The sequence below is a fragment of the Mycoplasma seminis genome (genome assembly GCF_030718845.1).
GTDB lineage: Bacteria > Bacillota_I > Bacilli_A > Mycoplasmatales > Metamycoplasmataceae > Mycoplasmopsis > Mycoplasmopsis seminis.
Window position 1 is genome coordinate 623,950 of sequence record NZ_CP132191.1, and the last position, 20,487, is coordinate 644,436.

General features: G+C 27.0%; 20 protein-coding genes. 3 read left to right on the plus strand and 17 right to left on the minus strand.

The features are described from left to right. The first annotated feature begins 102 nt into the window (after positions 1 to 102). A complete protein-coding gene (locus Q8852_RS02700; RefSeq protein WP_305937644.1) occupies positions 103 to 561 on the plus strand; it encodes a hypothetical protein in 459 nt (152 codons plus the stop codon). 38 nt (positions 562 to 599) lie between these two features. Then, positions 600 to 1,148, plus strand: a complete 549-nt coding sequence (locus Q8852_RS02705; protein ID WP_305938407.1) for an IS30 family transposase — start codon at positions 600 to 602, stop codon at positions 1,146 to 1,148. Between the two features lie 4 nt (positions 1,149 to 1,152). Here Q8852_RS02705 and Q8852_RS02710 read toward each other — a convergent pair whose 3' ends face one another. The 9 genes from Q8852_RS02710 to Q8852_RS02750 form a co-directional block, all read right to left on the minus strand. Next, the gene (locus Q8852_RS02710; RefSeq protein ID WP_305937645.1) at positions 1,153 to 3,738 is read right to left on the minus strand and encodes an Mbov_0397 family ICE element conjugal transfer ATPase; all 2,586 of its coding nucleotides are present in this window, start codon (positions 3,736 to 3,738) and stop codon (positions 1,153 to 1,155) included. After that, on the minus strand, positions 3,738 to 5,279 hold the full coding sequence (locus Q8852_RS02715) for an Mbov_0396 family ICE element transmembrane protein (protein ID WP_305937646.1): 1,542 nt from the start codon (positions 5,277 to 5,279) through the stop codon (positions 3,738 to 3,740). Before Q8852_RS02715 ends, Q8852_RS02710 begins: the two co-directional genes overlap by 1 nt. Positions 5,280 to 5,286: 7 nt before the next feature. Next, the gene (locus Q8852_RS02720) at positions 5,287 to 5,661 is read right to left on the minus strand and encodes an Mbov_0395 family pilin-like conjugal transfer protein (RefSeq protein WP_305937647.1); all 375 of its coding nucleotides are present in this window, start codon (positions 5,659 to 5,661) and stop codon (positions 5,287 to 5,289) included. Between the two features lie 9 nt (positions 5,662 to 5,670). Beyond that, positions 5,671 to 6,603, minus strand: a complete 933-nt coding sequence (locus Q8852_RS02725; protein ID WP_305937648.1) for a hypothetical protein — start codon at positions 6,601 to 6,603, stop codon at positions 5,671 to 5,673. 5 nt (positions 6,604 to 6,608) lie between these two features. Further along, positions 6,609 to 7,208: a hypothetical protein gene (locus Q8852_RS02730; protein ID WP_305937649.1), complete on the minus strand. Its 600-nt coding sequence runs from the start codon at positions 7,206 to 7,208 to the stop codon at positions 6,609 to 6,611. 5 nt (positions 7,209 to 7,213) lie between these two features. Beyond that, positions 7,214 to 7,816, minus strand: coding sequence for a single-stranded DNA-binding protein (locus Q8852_RS02735; protein ID WP_305937650.1), 603 nt, complete (start codon positions 7,814 to 7,816; stop codon positions 7,214 to 7,216). A 62-nt stretch (positions 7,817 to 7,878) separates the two neighbouring features. Continuing rightward, complete coding sequence (locus tag Q8852_RS02740; protein WP_305937651.1) at positions 7,879 to 9,519, minus strand: MAG3960 family lipoprotein; 1,641 nt, start codon at positions 9,517 to 9,519, stop codon at positions 7,879 to 7,881. Between the two features lie 68 nt (positions 9,520 to 9,587). Beyond that, a complete protein-coding gene (locus Q8852_RS02745) occupies positions 9,588 to 9,809 on the minus strand; it encodes a hypothetical protein (protein ID WP_305937652.1) in 222 nt (73 codons plus the stop codon). A gap of 8 nt (positions 9,810 to 9,817) precedes the next feature. After that, positions 9,818 to 10,360, minus strand: coding sequence for a single-stranded DNA-binding protein (locus Q8852_RS02750; RefSeq protein ID WP_305937653.1), 543 nt, complete (start codon positions 10,358 to 10,360; stop codon positions 9,818 to 9,820). Positions 10,361 to 10,405: 45 nt separating this feature from the next. Here Q8852_RS02750 and Q8852_RS02755 point away from each other — a divergent pair, with 45 nt between their 5' ends. Continuing rightward, on the plus strand, positions 10,406 to 10,888 hold the full coding sequence (locus tag Q8852_RS02755; protein WP_305937654.1) for a hypothetical protein: 483 nt from the start codon (positions 10,406 to 10,408) through the stop codon (positions 10,886 to 10,888). A gap of 18 nt (positions 10,889 to 10,906) precedes the next feature. Here the strand turns inward: Q8852_RS02755 and Q8852_RS02760 are convergent, their stop codons facing one another. From Q8852_RS02760 to Q8852_RS02795, 8 genes are read right to left on the minus strand one after another with little or no spacing between them, the layout of a single operon-like run. Beyond that, entirely contained in the window at positions 10,907 to 11,452 is a 546-nt protein-coding gene (locus Q8852_RS02760) for a hypothetical protein (protein ID WP_305937655.1), read from the minus strand. A 3-nt stretch (positions 11,453 to 11,455) separates the two neighbouring features. Then, on the minus strand, positions 11,456 to 12,091 hold the full coding sequence (locus Q8852_RS02765) for a hypothetical protein (protein WP_305937656.1): 636 nt from the start codon (positions 12,089 to 12,091) through the stop codon (positions 11,456 to 11,458). Between the two features lie 16 nt (positions 12,092 to 12,107). Next, complete coding sequence (locus Q8852_RS02770) at positions 12,108 to 12,671, minus strand: Mbov_0392 family ICE element protein (RefSeq protein ID WP_305937657.1); 564 nt, start codon at positions 12,669 to 12,671, stop codon at positions 12,108 to 12,110. Continuing rightward, positions 12,671 to 14,971, minus strand: coding sequence for a coiled-coil domain-containing protein (locus tag Q8852_RS02775; RefSeq protein WP_305937658.1), 2,301 nt, complete (start codon positions 14,969 to 14,971; stop codon positions 12,671 to 12,673). The genes Q8852_RS02770 and Q8852_RS02775 overlap by 1 nt, the downstream gene beginning before the upstream one ends. Next, positions 14,971 to 16,926 carry a hypothetical protein gene (locus Q8852_RS02780; RefSeq protein ID WP_305937659.1) on the minus strand — a complete coding sequence of 652 codons (1,956 nt, stop codon included), beginning with the start codon at positions 16,924 to 16,926 and terminating at the stop codon, positions 14,971 to 14,973. Before Q8852_RS02780 ends, Q8852_RS02775 begins: the two co-directional genes overlap by 1 nt. Then, entirely contained in the window at positions 16,926 to 18,842 is a 1,917-nt protein-coding gene (locus Q8852_RS02785; protein WP_305937660.1) for a type IV secretory system conjugative DNA transfer family protein, read from the minus strand. The genes Q8852_RS02780 and Q8852_RS02785 overlap by 1 nt, the downstream gene beginning before the upstream one ends. Beyond that, on the minus strand, positions 18,842 to 20,071 hold the full coding sequence (mobL, locus tag Q8852_RS02790; protein ID WP_305937661.1) for a relaxase MobL: 1,230 nt from the start codon (positions 20,069 to 20,071) through the stop codon (positions 18,842 to 18,844). Before mobL ends, Q8852_RS02785 begins: the two co-directional genes overlap by 1 nt. Further along, on the minus strand, positions 20,071 to 20,424 hold the full coding sequence (locus Q8852_RS02795; RefSeq protein WP_305937662.1) for a hypothetical protein: 354 nt from the start codon (positions 20,422 to 20,424) through the stop codon (positions 20,071 to 20,073). Before Q8852_RS02795 ends, mobL begins: the two co-directional genes overlap by 1 nt. Positions 20,425 to 20,487: the final 63 nt, after the last annotated feature.

The following is a 20,487-nucleotide window of genomic DNA, read 5'->3' on the forward strand; positions in this document are numbered from 1 at the left end:
AAAAGTGGAGCACTTTTTTGCGCTCCACTGAAAACCCCTGAGAAAGGATTTCGCATACATTATACAAGAATTACAGCAAAAGTAAGATGTGTAATAGAAGCTTTGTTAAAAGAAAATTTTAGTATATCTGAAATTGCGAAAATTACTGGATTTTCAAAGAGCTCTATATCTAGAGAAATTACATACAATGCTGATTTATACGGGTATACGGCTGAATACGCACAATATAAACATGATATGAGAAATAAGTGAAAATATTATTTTAAGTTGCGCAATAAAATCGAAAAATATCCAAATTTTACAAATGTTTTTATAGATAAATTTAACAAACGTTCATTTGGAGTTAAACTGACACATACATATATTAAGTTTAATTATAATTTTGAATTTCCTTCATATAGAACTGTTTTTAATTGGATAAATTCAAACGCTTGAGAAATAACAAAAGAAGATAGGTTGAGACGTCATTATAAAAAGGAGGAAAAAGAACTAAGAGTGCAGTTGAATTCTGAGTTGGTGCAAGATGAGTTAGACCATTTTGAACTAGACCTCAGAAAATAAATGATAGGTCAGAATTCGGTCATTGAGAAGTTGATTTTATCGTTGGAAAATCCGGAAAGGAAAACTATAACTTGTTAACTTTTACAGAAAGAAAAACAAGATACGGAATAATTAAAAAGATAAAGGGTAAAAATCCATGAAATGTTGCAGAGGTTTTATGAAATTTAATTAGAGAAAAACAATTAAATGTTAAAAGCATAACAGCTGATAATGGATTTGAGTTCTCAAAACTTTTTTATCTAGGATATAGGCTTCAAATTATTATTTATCGTGCAGACCCATATGCTTCATTTCAAAAAGGAGGAAACGAAAACTTTAATGGTTTAGTTAGAAGATTCTTTCCAAAAGGCACAAATTTTAATAATATTTCTGAAGAAGAAATATTGGCTGTACAAAATGAAATAAATAATATGCCTAGGGAAATTTTCAATTGACAATCAGCTGATGAACTATTCTATGACTGAAATTATTATAAGGATAAATGGACACCAATACCAGGTGATGAACGCTTTTTTATCAGAAACAATTTAAAAAGAAAATCGAATACAGCAAAAAACAAATTTTTTAAAAATAAAAGTAAATTTTAGGGGTTTAAAAAATATCCGGAATTTTTCCAGATATTTTTTCTGTTGCAATGCACATTGCAATTAAGAGCTGTTTAACAGCTTCTAAATCATTTTGTCTTAATCCAAAGAAATATGAATATTGTGAGTTCATCATAATTGCTTCAGCTTTTTTGCTTGCATCAGCATTAGAAAGAAAATCTGATGGATTTTGTGATGCAATCAGCATACCAGCATTATATTTTCTCACCGTTTTTGTCATATAGAATAATGCATCAAGTGTTAGTTTATTATCTTTAAATCTATGAAACTCATCAACAAGTATTGTGCTTTTAGTTTCTTTATCTAAAATGAAGTTATTAAATATCTTAGTCTGTAAGTATGAAATAAGCACAAATACTGAAACAGCAGATATCTCATCATCACTAATATCAAGTTTTGAGATATTAAATACAATAAAATCACTATCTAAATTCATATTAGTTGTTCCATTGTAAATATATTGATATTTACCATTGTTTTCAAATAAGAATTCAAGTGTTTCAATAATATCTGCTAGCATTAATTGCTTGCTTGCAATATTTTCACCTTGTGGTAGTTTATATTCTTTAGCAAAAGCAATTAAATCACTCATATTAGGAAAAGCAAAGTGTGCTAATTCTTCAATACTTTTAATTTCATACACATCTAATTTTGCATAAAGTGCTTTTACTAGTTTCAGTAGCATCATAATGTATGCTAAACTTCATTCATTATTAATTAATTTAAAGTATGCTTCTAATCATTCTAAATGCTTATTAATGATTAATTTCACACCTAATGCATCAACTTCATCTTCATCATAAAGTTGAAATCTAATTTCAAGTGGATTAATTGTTGTGTTTTTACCACTACCTAAATCTATAACTTCACCACCAAATTTTTCACACAACTTAACATACTCACCTTGAATATCAAGTATATATACTCTATTGTTTTCAGCAAGTAGTGAAAGTACTTCTTTTCCAAGAAATGTACTTTTACCTTTACCACTACTTCCTAGCACAAAAGCATTGTAATTACTTCTCTTGCTTGAATTCTTATAAAACCTATTAATGATAAGTGGTTCAGCAGTATCATAAGTTAATGATGCAATATTAATGTTTCCATCATTCACCATTGCATTTTCAAAAGCTCATCCGTGTGAAAAGTTATAAGAACTCATTTCCATTTGTTCCTTGAGATTATTTGTGGTAATTAAGCAAGTTTGAGAATAAGCTTCAAATTGCTTAAATGGTAATGGATTAAGGTTTATCTTATATTTTCTAGCTTCTCTAAAATTACTATTCTCAATTTCTTTTAATTCTTCATAGCTACTTGCTTTATTAATCACCAGTAGTTGAATATCATAAAGTTTATTTTGATTTGTGATAAGTTGCTCTTGCAAGTACTCCATTGCTTGTAATTGCAATAAATTACTCTTTTTAGCATACTTAGATTTCATACCATTGATATTATCTTCAGTTCGTTTTGTTCCTTTATCAAGCATCATTGCTTGCATATCTTCATTAAATGGAACACATTGCATTACAATTTGTGAATTGTTATTCATAAGTGGTTGCATTCAATTATTAGGAAGTTGCAGTGGTAATTCACTCATCGCTTGCACTGAATAATAAATTTCATTCATCTTAAAGTAGTTTTTCTTAAATACCACTTCATCTACCGCAAGTAATTCATCTAAATAAATATGATTTCCTTTATCTTGATTTTCTTCAGCAAAATACATTTGCATAAGTTCATCACTTATTTCCACATCGTGTTTATTTGCAATAAATTTAAGCAATTTCTCTTGTTTAAGGATTTCATTCATCAATCCCATTTTGTCTAAAGTATCAGAAATATGGTTTAATCCTTTAAATACATTTTCCTTATTTTTAGAATATAAAACAATATAGTATTTATCAACTTCATAACTTGTATTTAGTTCATTAAAATCATTCATTCTAGCATCATAATATTTCTTAAAGTTTTCTTTAACATTTTCATCAGCTAGCTTTTTCATTTTAATTTTCTTATTAGCTTCTAAATACTTAATGTTTTTTGAATAATCTTCCAAATCTCTTAACCGCACAATACTAATTTGTGTTTCAAGTGCATCTAAAATATCAGTAAATTGTCTAATAAACATTTCAGCATCATTTTCATCTTCACTTCAAGGATTTGTTCCATTAAATGCAATAACACCAAGAAATCTTTTTCCACCTTTAATGTTTTTAGTTGCAATAAACATTTCATCCACAATATCTTCATAAGGTATAAGGTTAAATGTATTATTTCCTTTAGCAGAAGTTTTCACATACTTCTTATTAGAAAACATATATTTAATTGCACGAAAAATTAGCACATAAGCACGACAGTTATATTTTCTATTTTTCATAAGTAGAAAACTAAAAGATATCATAAGAAATATTGTAAGAATTAGCTTAAAGATTTCATTTACACTTGATGGAAGTATTGTAAATCCAATTACAAATGAAAGCACCGCTAGCACCATCGCAACAGCAAAATCACCAAGATTAAAATCTCTATAAATCAATAATTTATTCTTATTATTACCTTTAGGTTGTAGCATTATTTACCATCCTTATCACCAAAATAATCTTTATATTTCTTATTAAATGCTTTAGCATCTTTTTTATCTTGTTTAGGTTTTACTCACTTTTTGAAAGCATCACCAATATTTAGTCTTCCTTGATTTCTTTTTTCACTCAATATTCTTGTAGCATTTTCTTTACTTGCATCTCTTTGAGATTTTGTTGTATATCCCATATTAGCTCTTTTAGCATCTCTTAGTGCTTTATGTTCCTTGCTAAATGGATTAATTCTATCCTTGAATTTTGTATTATCTTTATAATATTGTTTAGCTTGTTTGTTAGCTTGTTTGTTTTCAAATGCTTTTACTTTAGCATCTCTAATTTGTGAGTGCATTTGACTGCGAGTAATCTCACCTTTTTTAAATTTAGCAATTGCTTGTTTTCTATCCAATGCAAGTTGTTTTCCATTAGCACCAAGTCCAAATCTTCCAATATCACCAGCTTTTTTACCAAGAGCAACACTTGCACCAGCACCAGCGAGAGCTAATCCACCCATTTTTCCTAGCATTCTTCCACCAGTAATAACTGATTTCATATCTTGCATACCTTCTTTAATTGATGCACTCTCACCAATAAAGCTTGATACTTCAGCACCAAAGTTTTGCATTGCTAATGCACCACCAACATACAGTGCAACTGAAAGAAGTATCTTAAGTAAGAAACCAACATCATCAAGTGCATTAATATAACTTCCAGCACGAGCGACAAATTGCACATAAATTTGAATACCAACAAAGAAAGCAAGTATTGAAAGTTGTTTTCCAATATATTGTGTTCGTCAAATTTTTATTCTTTTTCCATCATCCATAATGGATGCTGAAACCACAAATGGAGATATCATAAATAATCAGAACATTTGCAACACTTTTCCAACTACCAGCATAATACCAAGCACTAAACAATAAATTGTTCCAAGTGCTATCATTGCACCAGTAATAATCACTTGCACCCCTTCACCTCAATTTAACTTATCATAAAAGTCTCTAGGTATTGTATATTGAGAAGAAGTATTTAAAGAGCTTCAAGAATTTCAATCTTCCATTGATATTCTTCCTTGTAATTCTCTTTTATCATATAAAGAACTTCAGATGGTATCACTTAATGTACTATTACCACCATTACCAAGAATAACACCTACTACAAGTGCTATAAGCATATTAGCAACAAACAGTATCACGGGAATACCTATTAAATATAAAGTACCTACTGCACTTCTTTTAAGAGCTATTCTCACATAATTATCACTACCATCCATTTTTGCATAGTGCATCCGCACCACTGAAAGCATCACCATAAACACTCACATTACCAACGAGACTATCACAAACCGCACAAACATTAATGGTACTTCAGCACCACTAATACCATCTGATATTCTCACACCAAATAGTATGTATTGTGGTAAATCAATTGCTATCAGTTGATAAGCTTGCACTATTACAGTTATAAGTTTAAGTGGTAATCCAACAAGAATTGTTGAAAAAGCACTATAAACACCATAATATAAACCACCAAACATTTTTCTCCTACATTGTTATAATTGCATTTTTCATAAGTTCAGCACTAGAACTTGTTCCACCACCATTCATAAATGCTGTCTGCATAATACCAGTAATTGCACCAGTTAAAGCTCAAATAATTAAAATTGCAACAAATCCAATGAATACTCATTTAACTTTATCCAATTGCTTTTTTCTCTCATTTTCATCTTCACTTTTTGCACCTTTATAAAATGCAATCGCACAAATAATAGCCATTGCTAGCACAAATAGCCCAGCGAGTGCTCCAAGTATGATATTAGCATAAGTCTGCACTTGTGATGCAACTTGTGATATACCAGTTGTAATTGTTTCATTAGAACCGCTTGTTTCAGCGAAATATTTAATAATTGAATTTTCCATAATTTTCCTTTACATTTTAAAACCAGAAGTTTCTTCTTCAGTTTCATTTTCATTTTGTTGTGTTGTTTCATTTGTTTCAGCATTTTCATTAAATGCTTTTTGAATTTTGTATTCTTCATTTCAAACATTAATATTAATTGTCTTTAATGTTATTTCAGCATCGTGCAATGCTAGATACTCATTATCAAGTGTTTCATTACAATTTGTAATTTCACACAATGCATCATTGTTTTGCATATAAGCTAAGTATTCATTTGCACCAGTTTCAAATAAAGCTTTTTGCATTGTAAATTGCATTTCTTCATCTAAAACTTCCACAAGTGGTTTAAGAATATGCTTGTTAAACTCTTGACTAAAGTCTTTAAAATCTTTTAAGTACTTTTTAACTTCAATCTCATCCATAAAACTTTTTACATTATCCACCAGTTCAGCTACAGTAGCATCAATGCAAATAACTTGATATTTTGAAATCTCTTCAAAAGTGATTTTAAAGATATCTTGTACCATAAAGTTTTCTTCTAAGTACATATCTTCAAAAGCTTGATAATCAGCTTCATTCAGCAAGTTTTTTGCACCATTTAAAATGGTTTCATTTATCTTTTCCATAGTTTTATATGGAAATGAATTTTCATTAAAGTAATCAGTGAAATCATCACGATAAACACTTCAGTGATTTCCTTTAAATGTATCTTCCATTACATATGGATGAAAATCAATTAAATACACTTTAGGATGATTTTGTTTTTCATCCAAGTTATATCAATAATACTTAGAATTATTTTCAACAGCATTTGCTTGTAATTTAGCTAATTTTCTATCAGTAATTGAAAAGTTTTTTAAGTGTGAAAAGTATTTACTAATAACATTCACCTTTTCTTGATAAAGTTGCTTTTCTAATCCATAATTTTTTTCTTTAATTTCTTCATCTATTTGTTGTTTCATACCACCTACATTCTAGATGATGAATTTTCTTCTTTAGTTTCATCATCTTGTACTGTTTTTTCAGCATTTTCATTATCTTGAATTTGATTTCTATCTAAAATATCTTTATTAATATTCATCTTTTCAAGTTCCAAAATATATGCTTCATTATCTAAATCTTTTATTTTAGAAAGCTGATAAAGAATTAGAACATCATTATTGTAAAGAACATTTAATCTACTTCTTGTTGATGAAGAAGTGAATTTTTTTCATTCTTCTTCAACGGTTTTTTTATCATCTGATTTTTTAATGTATTTGTTAAAAAACTCTTTAGCATAGCAATCATAGTTTTTACAAAAATATTGAAAATTATCTATAATATCAACCACATTATCATAATTTTTTAGACTATAATCTACATCATTAAGTTCATCTTGTAATATTTCATCACTAGGAGTTGAAAAAGTTTTTAATCAATATAAAAAGTGAATAGCTTCTATAAATTTTTCATTTAAATCTTTATGCTCCTTATCTAAATCTCTAATAGCGAAATTGATATTTCATTTTCTATAAAGTTTTAATTCTTCAAGTGTCTTAATTTCCTTATTTAATCGTCGCTTATTCATACTACCTACATTCTAGACGATGAAGTTTCTTCATCATCATCTGTTTCTACTTCATCTTCAACAGCTTCTTCTTCATCTATAGCATCTTCACTCTCTTCTGCATCATCAAAGTTAAATAATGTTTCTTTAACTTCTTCTTGTGCTTGTGCTTCTTGTTGATGCATAGCTTCACTTCTCTTGTAAGCACGAGCAGATGCTTCTTTATCCGCTTGCATAGAGCTTAAATTAGCATACTGTGTTGTATTATTTGCTTCCATACCAGCAAGATTACTTGCTTGCACCTTGTTTTCTTTTCTCATTTCTCTCACAGCTTTTGCTTCTAGACACATCACACTCTCAGCAACAACTTCAAGTGTTTTTTGACTATATCCGCTAGCATTTGTAAAGTTATTTGCTTTTAGATATCCTTGCATCATAATCAAATCACCTTTTCCAAGATGATTTACCACATACTCTGCTGACTTATTTCATAATACAACGGGAATAAAGTTGCTTTTTCCTTTAGTATCAACAGCAAGAGATATTCTTGTATATTCATTACCATTTTGAGTTGCTTCTAGCTCAGGAGCATTTGCAATTCTTCCAATTAATTTAATTTCATTTAACATTTTTCCACCTTTAAATAAAAAACCTTATAACACACCATTGTATGCTATAAGGTTTCTAAAAATTATTTTCTGTTAATAAGTTCCTTTAAAAACTTATTTCTAATATTTTTATCTTCTAAAATTATTTCTTCTTTAGTTTTTAATGTATGCTGTCTTATATTTGTTATTCTGTTTTCATATCCAAATAACTCACTTGCAGTTTTAAGTAAATCTTGTTTCTTGCTACTTAAAACATCATCACTCGCAACTTTAGGACGAGAAGCACCGACACTTTTTTCAAGAGCAGTTCAGATAAGATTATATTTCTTATTAGCTTCAAATCTAATATTGAAATCTCTATTGAAATCTCTATTGAAATCTCTTGAATTGTTGTTTTCATCATACATTAATGGAAGTGTTATGTTGTTGAATTGATTAATAGCTCATACATAAGTATCTTGAAAATCACTTGCACGAGAATAACTTCCACCAGCAAATAATGTTAAATCATATGTATTGAATTTTCCATTTTCTCAAGGAATAGTTGTTCCTACAATCATTTTTGCTTGTAAGTATTCTATTAATCTATTGTGATATTGTATTAGTATCTTGTGATTTGCATCTTTTTCTAAGTGTTGTGAAATAGTTTCATTATCATCTTTTTCTACCATCATAAGTAAAAAGTCTAGATAATCATTAAGTAATTGATATTGTAGCATTTGCATCTTGATATAACTTGCTGATATTAGATTAAGATATAAGTTCATATCATTTCCATATGTATAACTAGGATAATTTATTGAATTTTTTCCATCATTAAACACTGTAAATGAAACACTTGTATCACTGAAAATATTAGTGCTTCCAGTTAGCAATGGATATCCATTAATTAGCACTTCATATCCATTGAAATCAGTATCACCATAATATCCAAATCAAACCTTGTTATTGTTAGTTTTTGTACCATTTTCATTTCATCATTTTTGTGCTAATCCAATACCACCAATTAAGATTTCATTGTCATATCTATTAGTTGTTGTATAGTAAGAAAATACATCTTTATCCTTGATATTATTTACCAGTTTATTTCAACTCTCAACTTGATATGCTTCTGATGGTTTAGCAAAACTTGCTATTTGATATCTTGCACCATATTTTCTAGCATCAAGTGTAATTGTTTCTTTAGGATTAAGCAAGTTTTTAAGCTTTTCAAGTAGCATTTTGTATTCTTCCTTGCTTGCAGTAGAACCATCTTGTCTTTTAACAAGTTTTCCACTTGCAAAGTCTAAATTTCTAATGTACTTAGAAATAAATGCTATTGACGGAATATTTTGTGAAATCACACCATTACTTGAAGTGTTAATTTCAGCAATATATTTTCCTAAGTTTAAATCTTGCTTGATTTTTTCTTCCATTCAACTATTTTCTTCTACAACAGCTTCTAAATCATATCTTCAGTTTTCTTTATCAGCATAAGTTTTTCAAGTATCAGAATTTTGAAGTTTAAATGTTTTATCATACAATGCAAATGAATTACTTAATTTAGGAGTTTCAATTTTACCCCCACCACCTTGTAAAGATGGATTATCTGTACCATCATTTCCATCACCACCAGGTTTTTTATAATCACCACCACCTAAACCAAAAATACCACAAGATACAGCACTAAATGGAACAAGCATTGTTCCAATAGCACCTAGAGTTAATCATCATTTCTTTTTCATAACATTTCCTTTATCTAAATTTTATCAAATTTTAGAAACCTTATAAACATTAATTTAACAAAGTTAAATTAAATGATACCTAGCACTGAAATTGTAATTATCACAATTAAAAATGCTAGCAATGCACCTAAAATACTAAAAATTAGTATTTGTGCTTTTTTGTTTTTAGGATTAAAGAAATTTAAAAACTTATCTTTAAATCCATCTCTGTCTCTATTGTTATTCTTAACAATTTGACTATTTGAAGTTGCTGTTTCTTGCACTTCATTTTCTTTTTTATTTTGTTCCATTTTACCCCCTAGTAAAATTCATCATATTGTGAAGTTTCTTCTTCAGTTGCTACTGCTTGTGTTTCATTTTCAGTTGTTTCTTCTTCAACAACTTTTTCACTGTTTTGTGAAACATTTTCTTCTTCAGTTTCAACCGTTTTTGTCTCAAAATAAGGTTCATTAGTTTCTTTTTCTAATGTTTCATCCTTAATTATTTCTTGCATAGCTTCATCAATAATTAATGTTTCATATGCTTCATTTTCATCATCAGCATATGTTTCAATTATTTTAATTTCATCAGCAATAACTTGTTCCTTGTATTGCTTTTTACCGTTTTTATCAGTTCATACAGTCTGCGAAATATGACACACTAGTTCAATAAATTTATTGCTTTTATAATACTTCTCAAAATAGCTTGCATTTGCATTAAATGTTGTGATATTAATAAAATCACTACCATCACTAAAATCTCTTTTGCATCTAATTTGAAAGGTATAAATTTCAGCTTTTTCACTAGGTATCTTTTTAACTGAATTCTCTGATACAAAACCACTTAAGAACACTTTATTCATATAACCACCTTATGTTTTAATATAATTTCCTTGAAAGGAGAAAATTTGTATTACAAAGATATTGTAGAAATTATTGAAAATGAATTACTCAAGCACGATTATATTTGAGAAAAATTAGGAGAATGTAAAAACAATAAAATCACTTCACTTGATAACAAGAATATTCCATATAGCAATCTAATCATTCATATAAAAGCACCAATAGACAGAATAATATTCTTTAGCTTTTTCTATCAACATAATGTTCAACTATATTTAAATCCAGATAATAAGAACATAGTAAAGAGATTTGTAGATGAAAACAATAATGTTATTAAATCTGAATTGCTATATGATAATTGAAGTGTGCAACTTCCTAATTGATTATCAAAGTTTCCAAACTCTAAATTTGTTATACTTGCACCATCAATTGAATTTGAGCATTTTCCTAGACTTAAAGCTAAAAACAATTGAATGAAATGCATTAGAGCATACAAATATGATGATGTTGAGAAGTTTTTAATATCTTTTATCAGTAAAGGTAGCTAAATGCTATCTTTTTTTCTTTTATTTTAATTCTTTAACAGTTTCGCTTCAACTATCACCAGAAATCATACAACCAGCAGTATATATGAAATCTTTTTCAAGATAATATTCATAGAGTTTCTGTTGTAATTCTTTATCTAAAACTTCAATTGAATTTATTTTTCCTATAAAAGGAGAAATTAGACAATAATTTGTGTTATATTTAGTAGCTCAAAAAATATCAGTAAATCTAGAATTTAGTATGTTTTTACGATAAATATCTTCAAGCTTGTCAGTTATTTCTTTTGTATTTAGTAATTTATCACTGAAAAAATAGATAATAAATGAATAATAATCAGTATTTCCTACTCTTGCATCTCAATATGTAATTGCACCTTGAGTTTTTTTGTTATTTAACCGATACCTATCTTCAGCATTGCTAAATACTTGAAAACAACAATCACCACAATGAAATAAACCCGAATAATTATTTTCTGTATCTCAAGTATTAAATTTATTGCATTCTTCAAAGCTATGAATAGTTATTCTCTCTTCACCCGTATGATAACTATAGAAATATTTCTTCATAAGTTAATCCTTTAATACTTCATTTACCTTGATTTCTACTGAATCAAGATATTCACCATTTTTTCACGAATAATATTCTTTATCAAAACTATCAATAAAGTGTTGATATTTTTTATCTCACATTTGATAATTTTTTTCATATGCTTTTAATGCATATAACTCACTCTCAAATCCAATAACATTCTCATATCAGAAACTACTCCAGAAATTATTAACTACATTAAAATATGGAGTTATAAAACTTAATTTAGTAGCTTGTGTTTCATTATCAATTACTAAAATATTCTTTACTTCTTGATGTAAAAACTTTTGATATATCTTTTTAAGTTTATTTAATACTTTTTTATAACTTAATAATTCATCACTTGCAAAGTATAAGAATGTTTCCATTGTTTTGCTTTTATCTTTTTCATCAAAGCAAAATACTTTTCAATTCATTTTTTCACTCTCAAGAAAATCATTTTTAACTATTTCTTTACAGTTATCACAATGAAACTGAAATACTTTATTACTAAAACTTGTTTTACCAAATCCAAGATTATTTGAATTCTGATTTTCTTTAGATGCATATAATTCAAAACTAGGATTAATACTAATAAAATCATCACCTAAAGAATAAATGTAATAATACTTATTCATAAACCACCTTTAAGCATTATAAAGTGTAAGCATCGCTGTTATCTTCACCATTAGTTGCAATAAACATTTCATCTAAAACATCGCTAAATTTTGCATTAATGAAATCTCTTTTTAAATCATCTTCATCATATTCTTCAAAATCATTTTCATATTCATCAACTTTAATATAATCACCATAAATATTTTTATGGTTTAATTGATATGCTAAATTAAGATACCTAGCATCAATACCATTTTCTTTTAAATTAGCATCAACAGTTTCTCTTAATTCATCTTCAGTTGTATATTCATTGTCGCTTTTTCAATCTGAATACTCATTGCTTAAGTTAAAATAATCTAAATCACCATCAGCAAGGTACTCAATATCTTGCATCATATGCTTGATATCTTCTTCAGATACTTCTTGTGCTAATGCATTTAGCACTTTAGCAGACAGTGTTGTTTCATTATCAAGTGAAACAAACTCACTACTATCAAGTGCATTCATTGTGTTTTTAATGTATTCTTTAGTTTCTTCACTATATGAAGAGTTTTTTAAATATTCTAAATATTTTGCATATTCTAAATCTGTTGCAAACATTATTTACCACCTTTTAAATTGTTTTGTAATTTTTGTATATTGTTATCAGTGAAAAACATTTCAAGTACTTCTTCTTCCTTAAGAAATGTTTTGTATTCTAAAGCATAAGAACTAATTTGTTTTTCTTTTTTACCTAAAAACATAAATCCAGTACTATGCTTTTTTAACTCTTTAATAACATCTGTTCCAAGTATTTCAGCATATTTGCTACTTGTTCCATATTCTCTCAGTGAAATATCAAGTTTTTCTTTTAAATCTTGTATCTCATAGATTTTATTTTCTTGCAATCATTGCTTGAATTCACCTACTAATCTACCATTATCAAGTAGTTGTAGTGTGTATCTAATTTTCTTATCAGTAGTAATAGTAATCACCTTTAGTTTAATTACTTTAGTTTTGCTTTTCTTAGCAATTAAAACAATAATAAGAGCAATGATAACAACTAAAAGAACTGTATTAAGAGCTATAAGTGCAATTAATGCATCATTATTATTTTGAATAACAACTTGTTTATTGTCTTGATTTTTATCTTCATCAGCTTTTTCAGCTACAGCATATTTAGCTTCTAATGTAGCTTTTTTGTCTTTTAAGATACCAAGTTGTTTTTCTTTAGCAAGTAATTCATCCACAAGTAGTTTTAAAGTATCTTCTAATTCAGCTATCTTTTCTTTATTAGCTTCATTATCTTTTTGTAATTGTTGCACTTGTGCTTTTAATGATGCAATATCATCAAGCAATTTTGCAACTTCATTATTTTTAGTATCAATTGCATTATTTACTTCTTCAAGTGTTTCTAAGTTAGAAACTTCATCTTTAGGAGCTTCTTCACTAGGTTGCTTTACAGCTAAATTAGGTAAATTATTTTTAAATTCTTTAAGAGCATTATATTCATTTCATAACTTATCTTTAAGTGAAATAGCTTCATTGATATCTAAACTTCTTAATGGAGTATCAAATAGCAATGGATTTTGTAGCATTTTGTTGTATCCAGATAAATCTATAGCTTTAAACTCTTGTGTTTCTTTATATTTATCTTCTATACCATTAAGTAGATATGAAATTTCAGTTTCATAAGGTTTTAAAACAAGGTTATAAAGTGGATTAATATTTTTATTAATAATTCATCCATTGATTTTTTCTAGTGCTTTATATTTATTTCTAAAATCATATTTATCACTCAGAATATTAATCGTGAAATCATCTCAATTTGATTTTAGTATAGTATCCATAAATGAATTATCATATCCATCTTTATTTCATAAGTTATATCTCTCTAATTCTCAATGGATTTTTTGAGTATCATTCTTATCTCTTTTAAAGTAAGCAATAATATTTTCACTAAATTGTTTTAAATTATCTTTATAACCATTTAAAAGTGTTTCTTTATCTCAATTTTGAATATGAAACATATTAGGAATTTGCTTATTAGCATCTTTATATTCAGTAATCACTTCTTGTTGTGAAACTATTTCATCAAATAATTTCTCAAACTCTCGGATATAAAGTAAAACAGGTTCAGGTACTGCTTCATATTTAGAAAAATCATTTCTTTTATAATCACTAATAATTTTTTCCTTAAAAGCTTGTTGAAGTTTTGTAATTGTTTCATCACTTAATAATTTGATTTTATCTTTTTCACTCTGTCAATTGTGTAAATCAAATTTCATTATGTTATAAATGTTATTTACCAAAATCTCTCAAGTAAATGAACTTTTATATATTGAATTAGTACTGTGAGTAAATTCTTTAACATAAATTAAAAATATTAAATAATACATTCTCTTATTGAATTTCTCTAATTCATCCACAGGAATATTTTTATCTTTTAATAAAAAGAATGCTTCATCAAACTCTTTTGCTAAATCCACATCACTGTCTTTAGAGATTAATTTAAGAACTTCATTTACTTTTTTACTATGTATGAATTCTTCTACATCAGCATTATTATCATAGTGGTTCAAATCTTTAAGTAATTGAATAATTTCAGTTTCATATTTATCTTTATCATCAACTGGATTAATATTCTTTTCATAATTAAAGTATTTTTCAACTACATCATTTCATTTTTCAATACTAAAAAAATCACTTAAATATTTTGTATCCTTATATTCATAACCTAATGTATTAAATCTTAGAATTCAATTATTAATTTTTCTAGGTATATCAAAATAAGTCTCTTTATTGCTTCCTACCGGACCCTTTATTTTGTGTTTTCTAGTTTCAACACTCAATGTTGTTAAGGGAGCTACAACACTTATTGTACTCACAGTACCTAGAGTTAATCATCATTTCTTTTTCATTAAGCTTTTACCACCTTATTTAATAAATCACTTGCACGAATATATAATTCTTCTTTTTTAATATCAAATTCACATCTAAACTTAAATCAATCAATTAATTCTTCAACTAAATCCTTATTAGGTAATTTTGAGATTTCATCACAAATATATTTTTTGAATTTATTAATTTCAGCATTAGAACATTTAGTTAATTCATAGACATTTTCATCAAAATCTCTACCAGCAACATCAATAATGATTTTGTCTTTTTTAATTGTGATATCTTCAAATGCATAATACCAATCTAAATATTTTCTTCTTGAGAATTCTTTAATAACTTCTTGTTTATAGATTTCACATAGCTTTTCAACACCACCATCAATTTGCACTGTTTTATCCGCTATTGAATTAAATTTTATATAATTTACTCATTTCTCTCCTTTTTTGTTTTGCATCTCTTCTCAGTATGATTTCTTGAAATGCTTGTTATCAAATTTATAATTTGCTATTTCCTTAAGTTGCTTGCATAAAGTCTTATCAGCAAGAGTATCTAATTCAGCTAAAATAAACTTCTTAAACTTATTAATTTCAGCTTCATTAGCTTCTTCAAACCTAAAAGTTTTCTTATCTTTTTTAAATACACTAGGAATTGCAATAGTATCTTTTCCTACATACAATCCACTAAGTAATTCAAACCATTTTAAATAGCTATTGCTATCAAAATCCTTGATTTCTTCCTTAACTAATTCAGATAAGGTTTTAATATCACCTTTTAGCTCAATTGCATCCTTTTTCAACATTATTATTAATTTACTCATAACTCTCCTTTTTTTAATGTTTATTCAAAACATTTTTAATACTTGATATTCTTTAATAGTCTGAATTCTTCAACAATATTCTTCTACATATAAGAAATCATTTGTTTTCATCTCTTTATACAGTGATAAATAATCAAAGTAAAAAACATATTCAGAATTCAATCCATTAATTTTAAAATCTTCATCTAGCAATACTTTTAAATCGCTTATTTGAAAGAAATTGTTTTCTTTACAATACTTAGTAAAATCATTTACTAAAATACCGCTTTTATATTCACTAAGTTGTTTCTGTTTAATACCATCATTTACTTCCTTAAGTATCTCTAAGGACTTTTCATACAATGCTTCAAAATTTATTACTCTATCCCAAATATCACTTCCAAGAAAATCCATCTTGAATTTTCCATCATAGAATTTTGATGCTACAGCACAATGTAAGCAAAGTAATTGATGAATAATTAATATTTCTTTTTGTCTTTTACTTAGTTCCAATTGCATATTGTTGTTAAGATGCTTCATCATTACATATCACATTGCATAATAATTTCATTTTTGTTGCAAGTTATCACTTTTTTCAAACTCTCTTGATATGTAAATACACTTATTATCAATATCAATAATCCCAATTGTTCCTTGTAATTTTGTTGCAGTTTTAAAACTGTATCCATTTGCAGTTAAAAGTTGTTTAAAAGCATTTAAACTTGCTTCCACTACATTTTCCTTATCAATCATCCGAAACCTTGCATTTGCTAATCATTGAGTGATATTTAAGTTATCTTTAACATTAAACAACTCATAAAAGAACACCTTATTTTGTTTTGTTTCTTTAATTTGATATGTTCCAAGTGGATATAAGATATTTTCAGACGAAACATTTTTAACCAATTGTGTTCATCCATATTCTTCAAACTGTGCTTTAAAGAATAAATAACCTTGCTTAACACTTTTATATGTTTCATCCATACTTTTTCCATACAAATACATTAAGGTTCAAACATTGAATTGATTAAATTGTTTTGAAACGAAAGATAAAAACTCAGTAAATTTTCTAGGTTCGCTAAAAACATTTTTTGCAGTTATTTTAACTACTGCTAAATAATCAACAATTTTCTCATTGAAAGTTTTTCTATCTAGTTGTTCGTAGTTATTTCAATCCATTATTTTTCCTTATCTTTAAGCATAAATTTTCAAGTACTTGCATTGTATTTTTCCATCAGTGGTTGTATATTAATTTCTTCAATTTCTTCTTCAACATTTTGAATTGAAAATGTATCAAAATCAAATACTTGTGTTATTTCAATATCATCTCTAGTAAAATCGTTTTCATAAACTGTTTCATTTTTATGATATTCATAAAACATTTGTGGAGCTATCATCACAGGTTTATTACCAGCAGTAAAAACAATTATATTTTTAGAGTTTTTATTCTTTAATTCATCAACACTAAGCAATTCTTTTTCTTGCTCGGATACATTTTCACTAGTACCACTTTTAGAAGTTGTAGTAGATTTTCTTTTAATAGTCTTTTTACCAAGGAGTTTTGAAATAGTTTCAAGTGTATTAATTGAATTAGTTTCAAGATAATAAAGCAACCGTGCTTGATTTTTAATCAGCTCATCAGTTTTATCTCTTCCACCATATTTAGCAAGTTGCTCAAAGTCTTGCAACACTAAACAGAAAAAGATTTTTCTAGAACGAGAAATACTCATTCAATTTGCTATATCCACATTAGGAAGTGAATTAAACTCTTCCAGCATAAAACGAAGTGGAACGGACAATTTTCCATTATTAGTTTCTTGAGTAATAGCAATAGCATTTTGATAAAGTTGAGTAATGAAAAGTGAAATCAAGAACTTTTTATTTGTTTCAGCATCGTTATATTTAATATAAACAGCAAACGGTTGTTTTGTATCTCTTAGCATCGCTTTAAAATCAAAGTTATCTTTACTTGTAAGTTGTACTATCTCGGGACTAGAAGCAAACTTAGAACATAAATCTGTTGAGTTAGCAAGCATAGAAGTAAAAGTATCCTTATTAGTACTGAAATAAGTTTCTCAACTAGTATAAATCCGTTTTCATTCATCATTCTTGTATCTGTATTTTTGTAATATTTCAATTCATTTACCTTTTTTAAAGTAATTTTCATTTAAGAAATACATAACATTTGCAAGTGAGAAATCATTCAAAGTAAATGTTTCATCTTCAAGTGAATATAACAGCATAAACTTCAGCACAAGTTCAATAATGTTTTTACCTTGTCTCTCTCAAATGTTGTTTTCTTGATTACCTTGAGATATGGATTTTAATGTTGCATCTACCACTTCAGCAATATTTTCATAAGCACGAGAAATTTCATATTCACCAATTGCTTCTTTAGGTTTATTATGTACTTGTTCCCAAGCAAGTTTTAATGGATTTCATTTAATTGATTTTCTAGTATCAGATAAATCTAGTACAACAATTTTGTATCCATTTTGCAACAAGATATTTCCACTAGATGCAAGTATTTCACCTTTAGGGTCGCTGATAACCATATTGCTTTTATCTTTAATACTTGCTAAATATTCAATATTAGGAAGTAAGATTTTTTGAGTTTTACCACTTCCAGCAGTACCAATAATAATGCTGTGAGTATCATTCTTATTTGCATAAAACTTATTCTTAATTCTTCCTAAGCAAAAACCATTAATACCACCTTTAAAAGTTTTCTTGAATTTGCTTCAGCTTCCAGCAGAAGTTTCTTCATTGTATAATCAACCATCGTTTTCATCAGCTTTAGATTTCTTATTTTTGATTAATGGATAAATAATTAAATAGAGCCAAGAACATAAACTACCAATTAGTGGTATTAATACATTTCACAAGCGATACATTTTTCAAGCATCAACACTTCATATCACATTGATACCAGTTCAAAAACTTGTTTCCTTAAGTATTCATTGTTTAACCACACCACTACCAGATACAAATATTTGTAATATTACAAACATTAAAAATGTAAGTACTAGTGGAATTAATCCAAAACATAGAAACAGTTTAATAATTAATCAAAATTTATTACTTCTTGCTAGCATTAGTTATTTAAAATTTCCTTTTCAAATCTTCTTAAACTTTTTTGTTCCTTAATTCATAGCATTCTATTTGCTTCTCACTCTCACCGTTTAATTAATCAATCTAATTCTGACTTCCTTTTCTTAGGTAAAAAATAATTTCAAGTATCCTTTTCTTGCATAGCTGAAATGCTTTTGCAAATAATGTTTCCAATTTGAGAACTAAACTCACTGTTTTCTTTACTTAAAAAGTTATCAACATATTGCTTAAGAAAATCATTAGGATATGTTTTGTTTTCAATTTCACCTAGTGATTTTTGATAATTCTCAACAATTTGTTTAAACTCTTGATTTGAGTTAAGTAAAAACTGAAAGATTTCAAGAACATTTTGTTTATTTTCTTCAGATAAATTAGCAAATGTTTTATTGTTTTTACCATCTAATTCTTTTTTAATCGCTTTTACTTTTGAAAGACACATAAGTTCCTTATTCATTTCTTCAAGTGAATTTTTAAGTTCCTTTTTGATATCTTTTCTTTTCTCTCAAATTTGCTTTTTGTTATCTCTAATTTCTTCCAATTTTGCATTAGAAGTAATTTCAGCTTTAAATATCTTTTCAAACATAGTTAAGGATGCTTTATTAAATGCACCTTTAGGTTTATAAATGTATTCATCACCTTTTTGTATGCTAGGAGCTTTTTCTCAAAAACTTAAATGAATATGCGGATTACCAGTGTTACAATGTATAGCTCAATAACCATTTACATTAGATGCTGATAAATTGTTTTTCTTTAATAACTTAGGAAGTGTTTTATTCAAAACATCAGCTCACTTATTTTTATCTACAAAAAATAAATCTTCACCATCTTTTCCTAAGTTAATAATCATTTCTCAAATATGTTGTTGTTTTGATATACCGGATAATTCTTGTTTCATATCTTCAAGTGATATATCTTTAGCATCATTAAACAACTTATAAGCACCACTTGCATTACTGTTTCTAGAGTATTTACTTTTGCTTGCATATCATTGCTTAAAACTTAAATTAGAATTAATGAAATCTTGTTTTAAAGTTAAAGTATTTTCAAAATCATTTTGAATATAAACTGCATCACTTCTTGTAATGTAATTAAGAAAAGTACCGCTAGTATAAAACTCTCAATTATGGATTTCCTTTTGTCCTTTTAAAAGTTTCTTTTCAGTACCATATTTAGCAAACTCAAGCGAAGTATAATAATTATCATTTGCTTGCATTAATAACAAGAAATTTCTCTCTCAATTACTTTACCTACATTTACAAAAATATGTTTATATCCAAATGAAATATCTACTCTAAGCAAACAATTAATCAGTTTAGGTATATCTTCATTATTTGCTAATTCAAAACTAATTAATTTATCTTCAAATGAATAATTGATTTTAATTAATTCAATTTTGTTTTTCTTGCAAAGTTGATTAAAGTATTTTTTAAGTTTAATATTTAACTCTTTAGTATCCACTTCATTTCAATGTTTAGTATCAACTACACGAATATAAAAACCAGCTAAATCAAAATCTTTAAAATTTACTCAAACAAAACTTTTTTCTTCTTTAGAAAGAATTTTCATATACCACCTTTTCCAACTTTAAAATTACTCTTTTACAAACAATAGTGCTATTGTGAATATAGT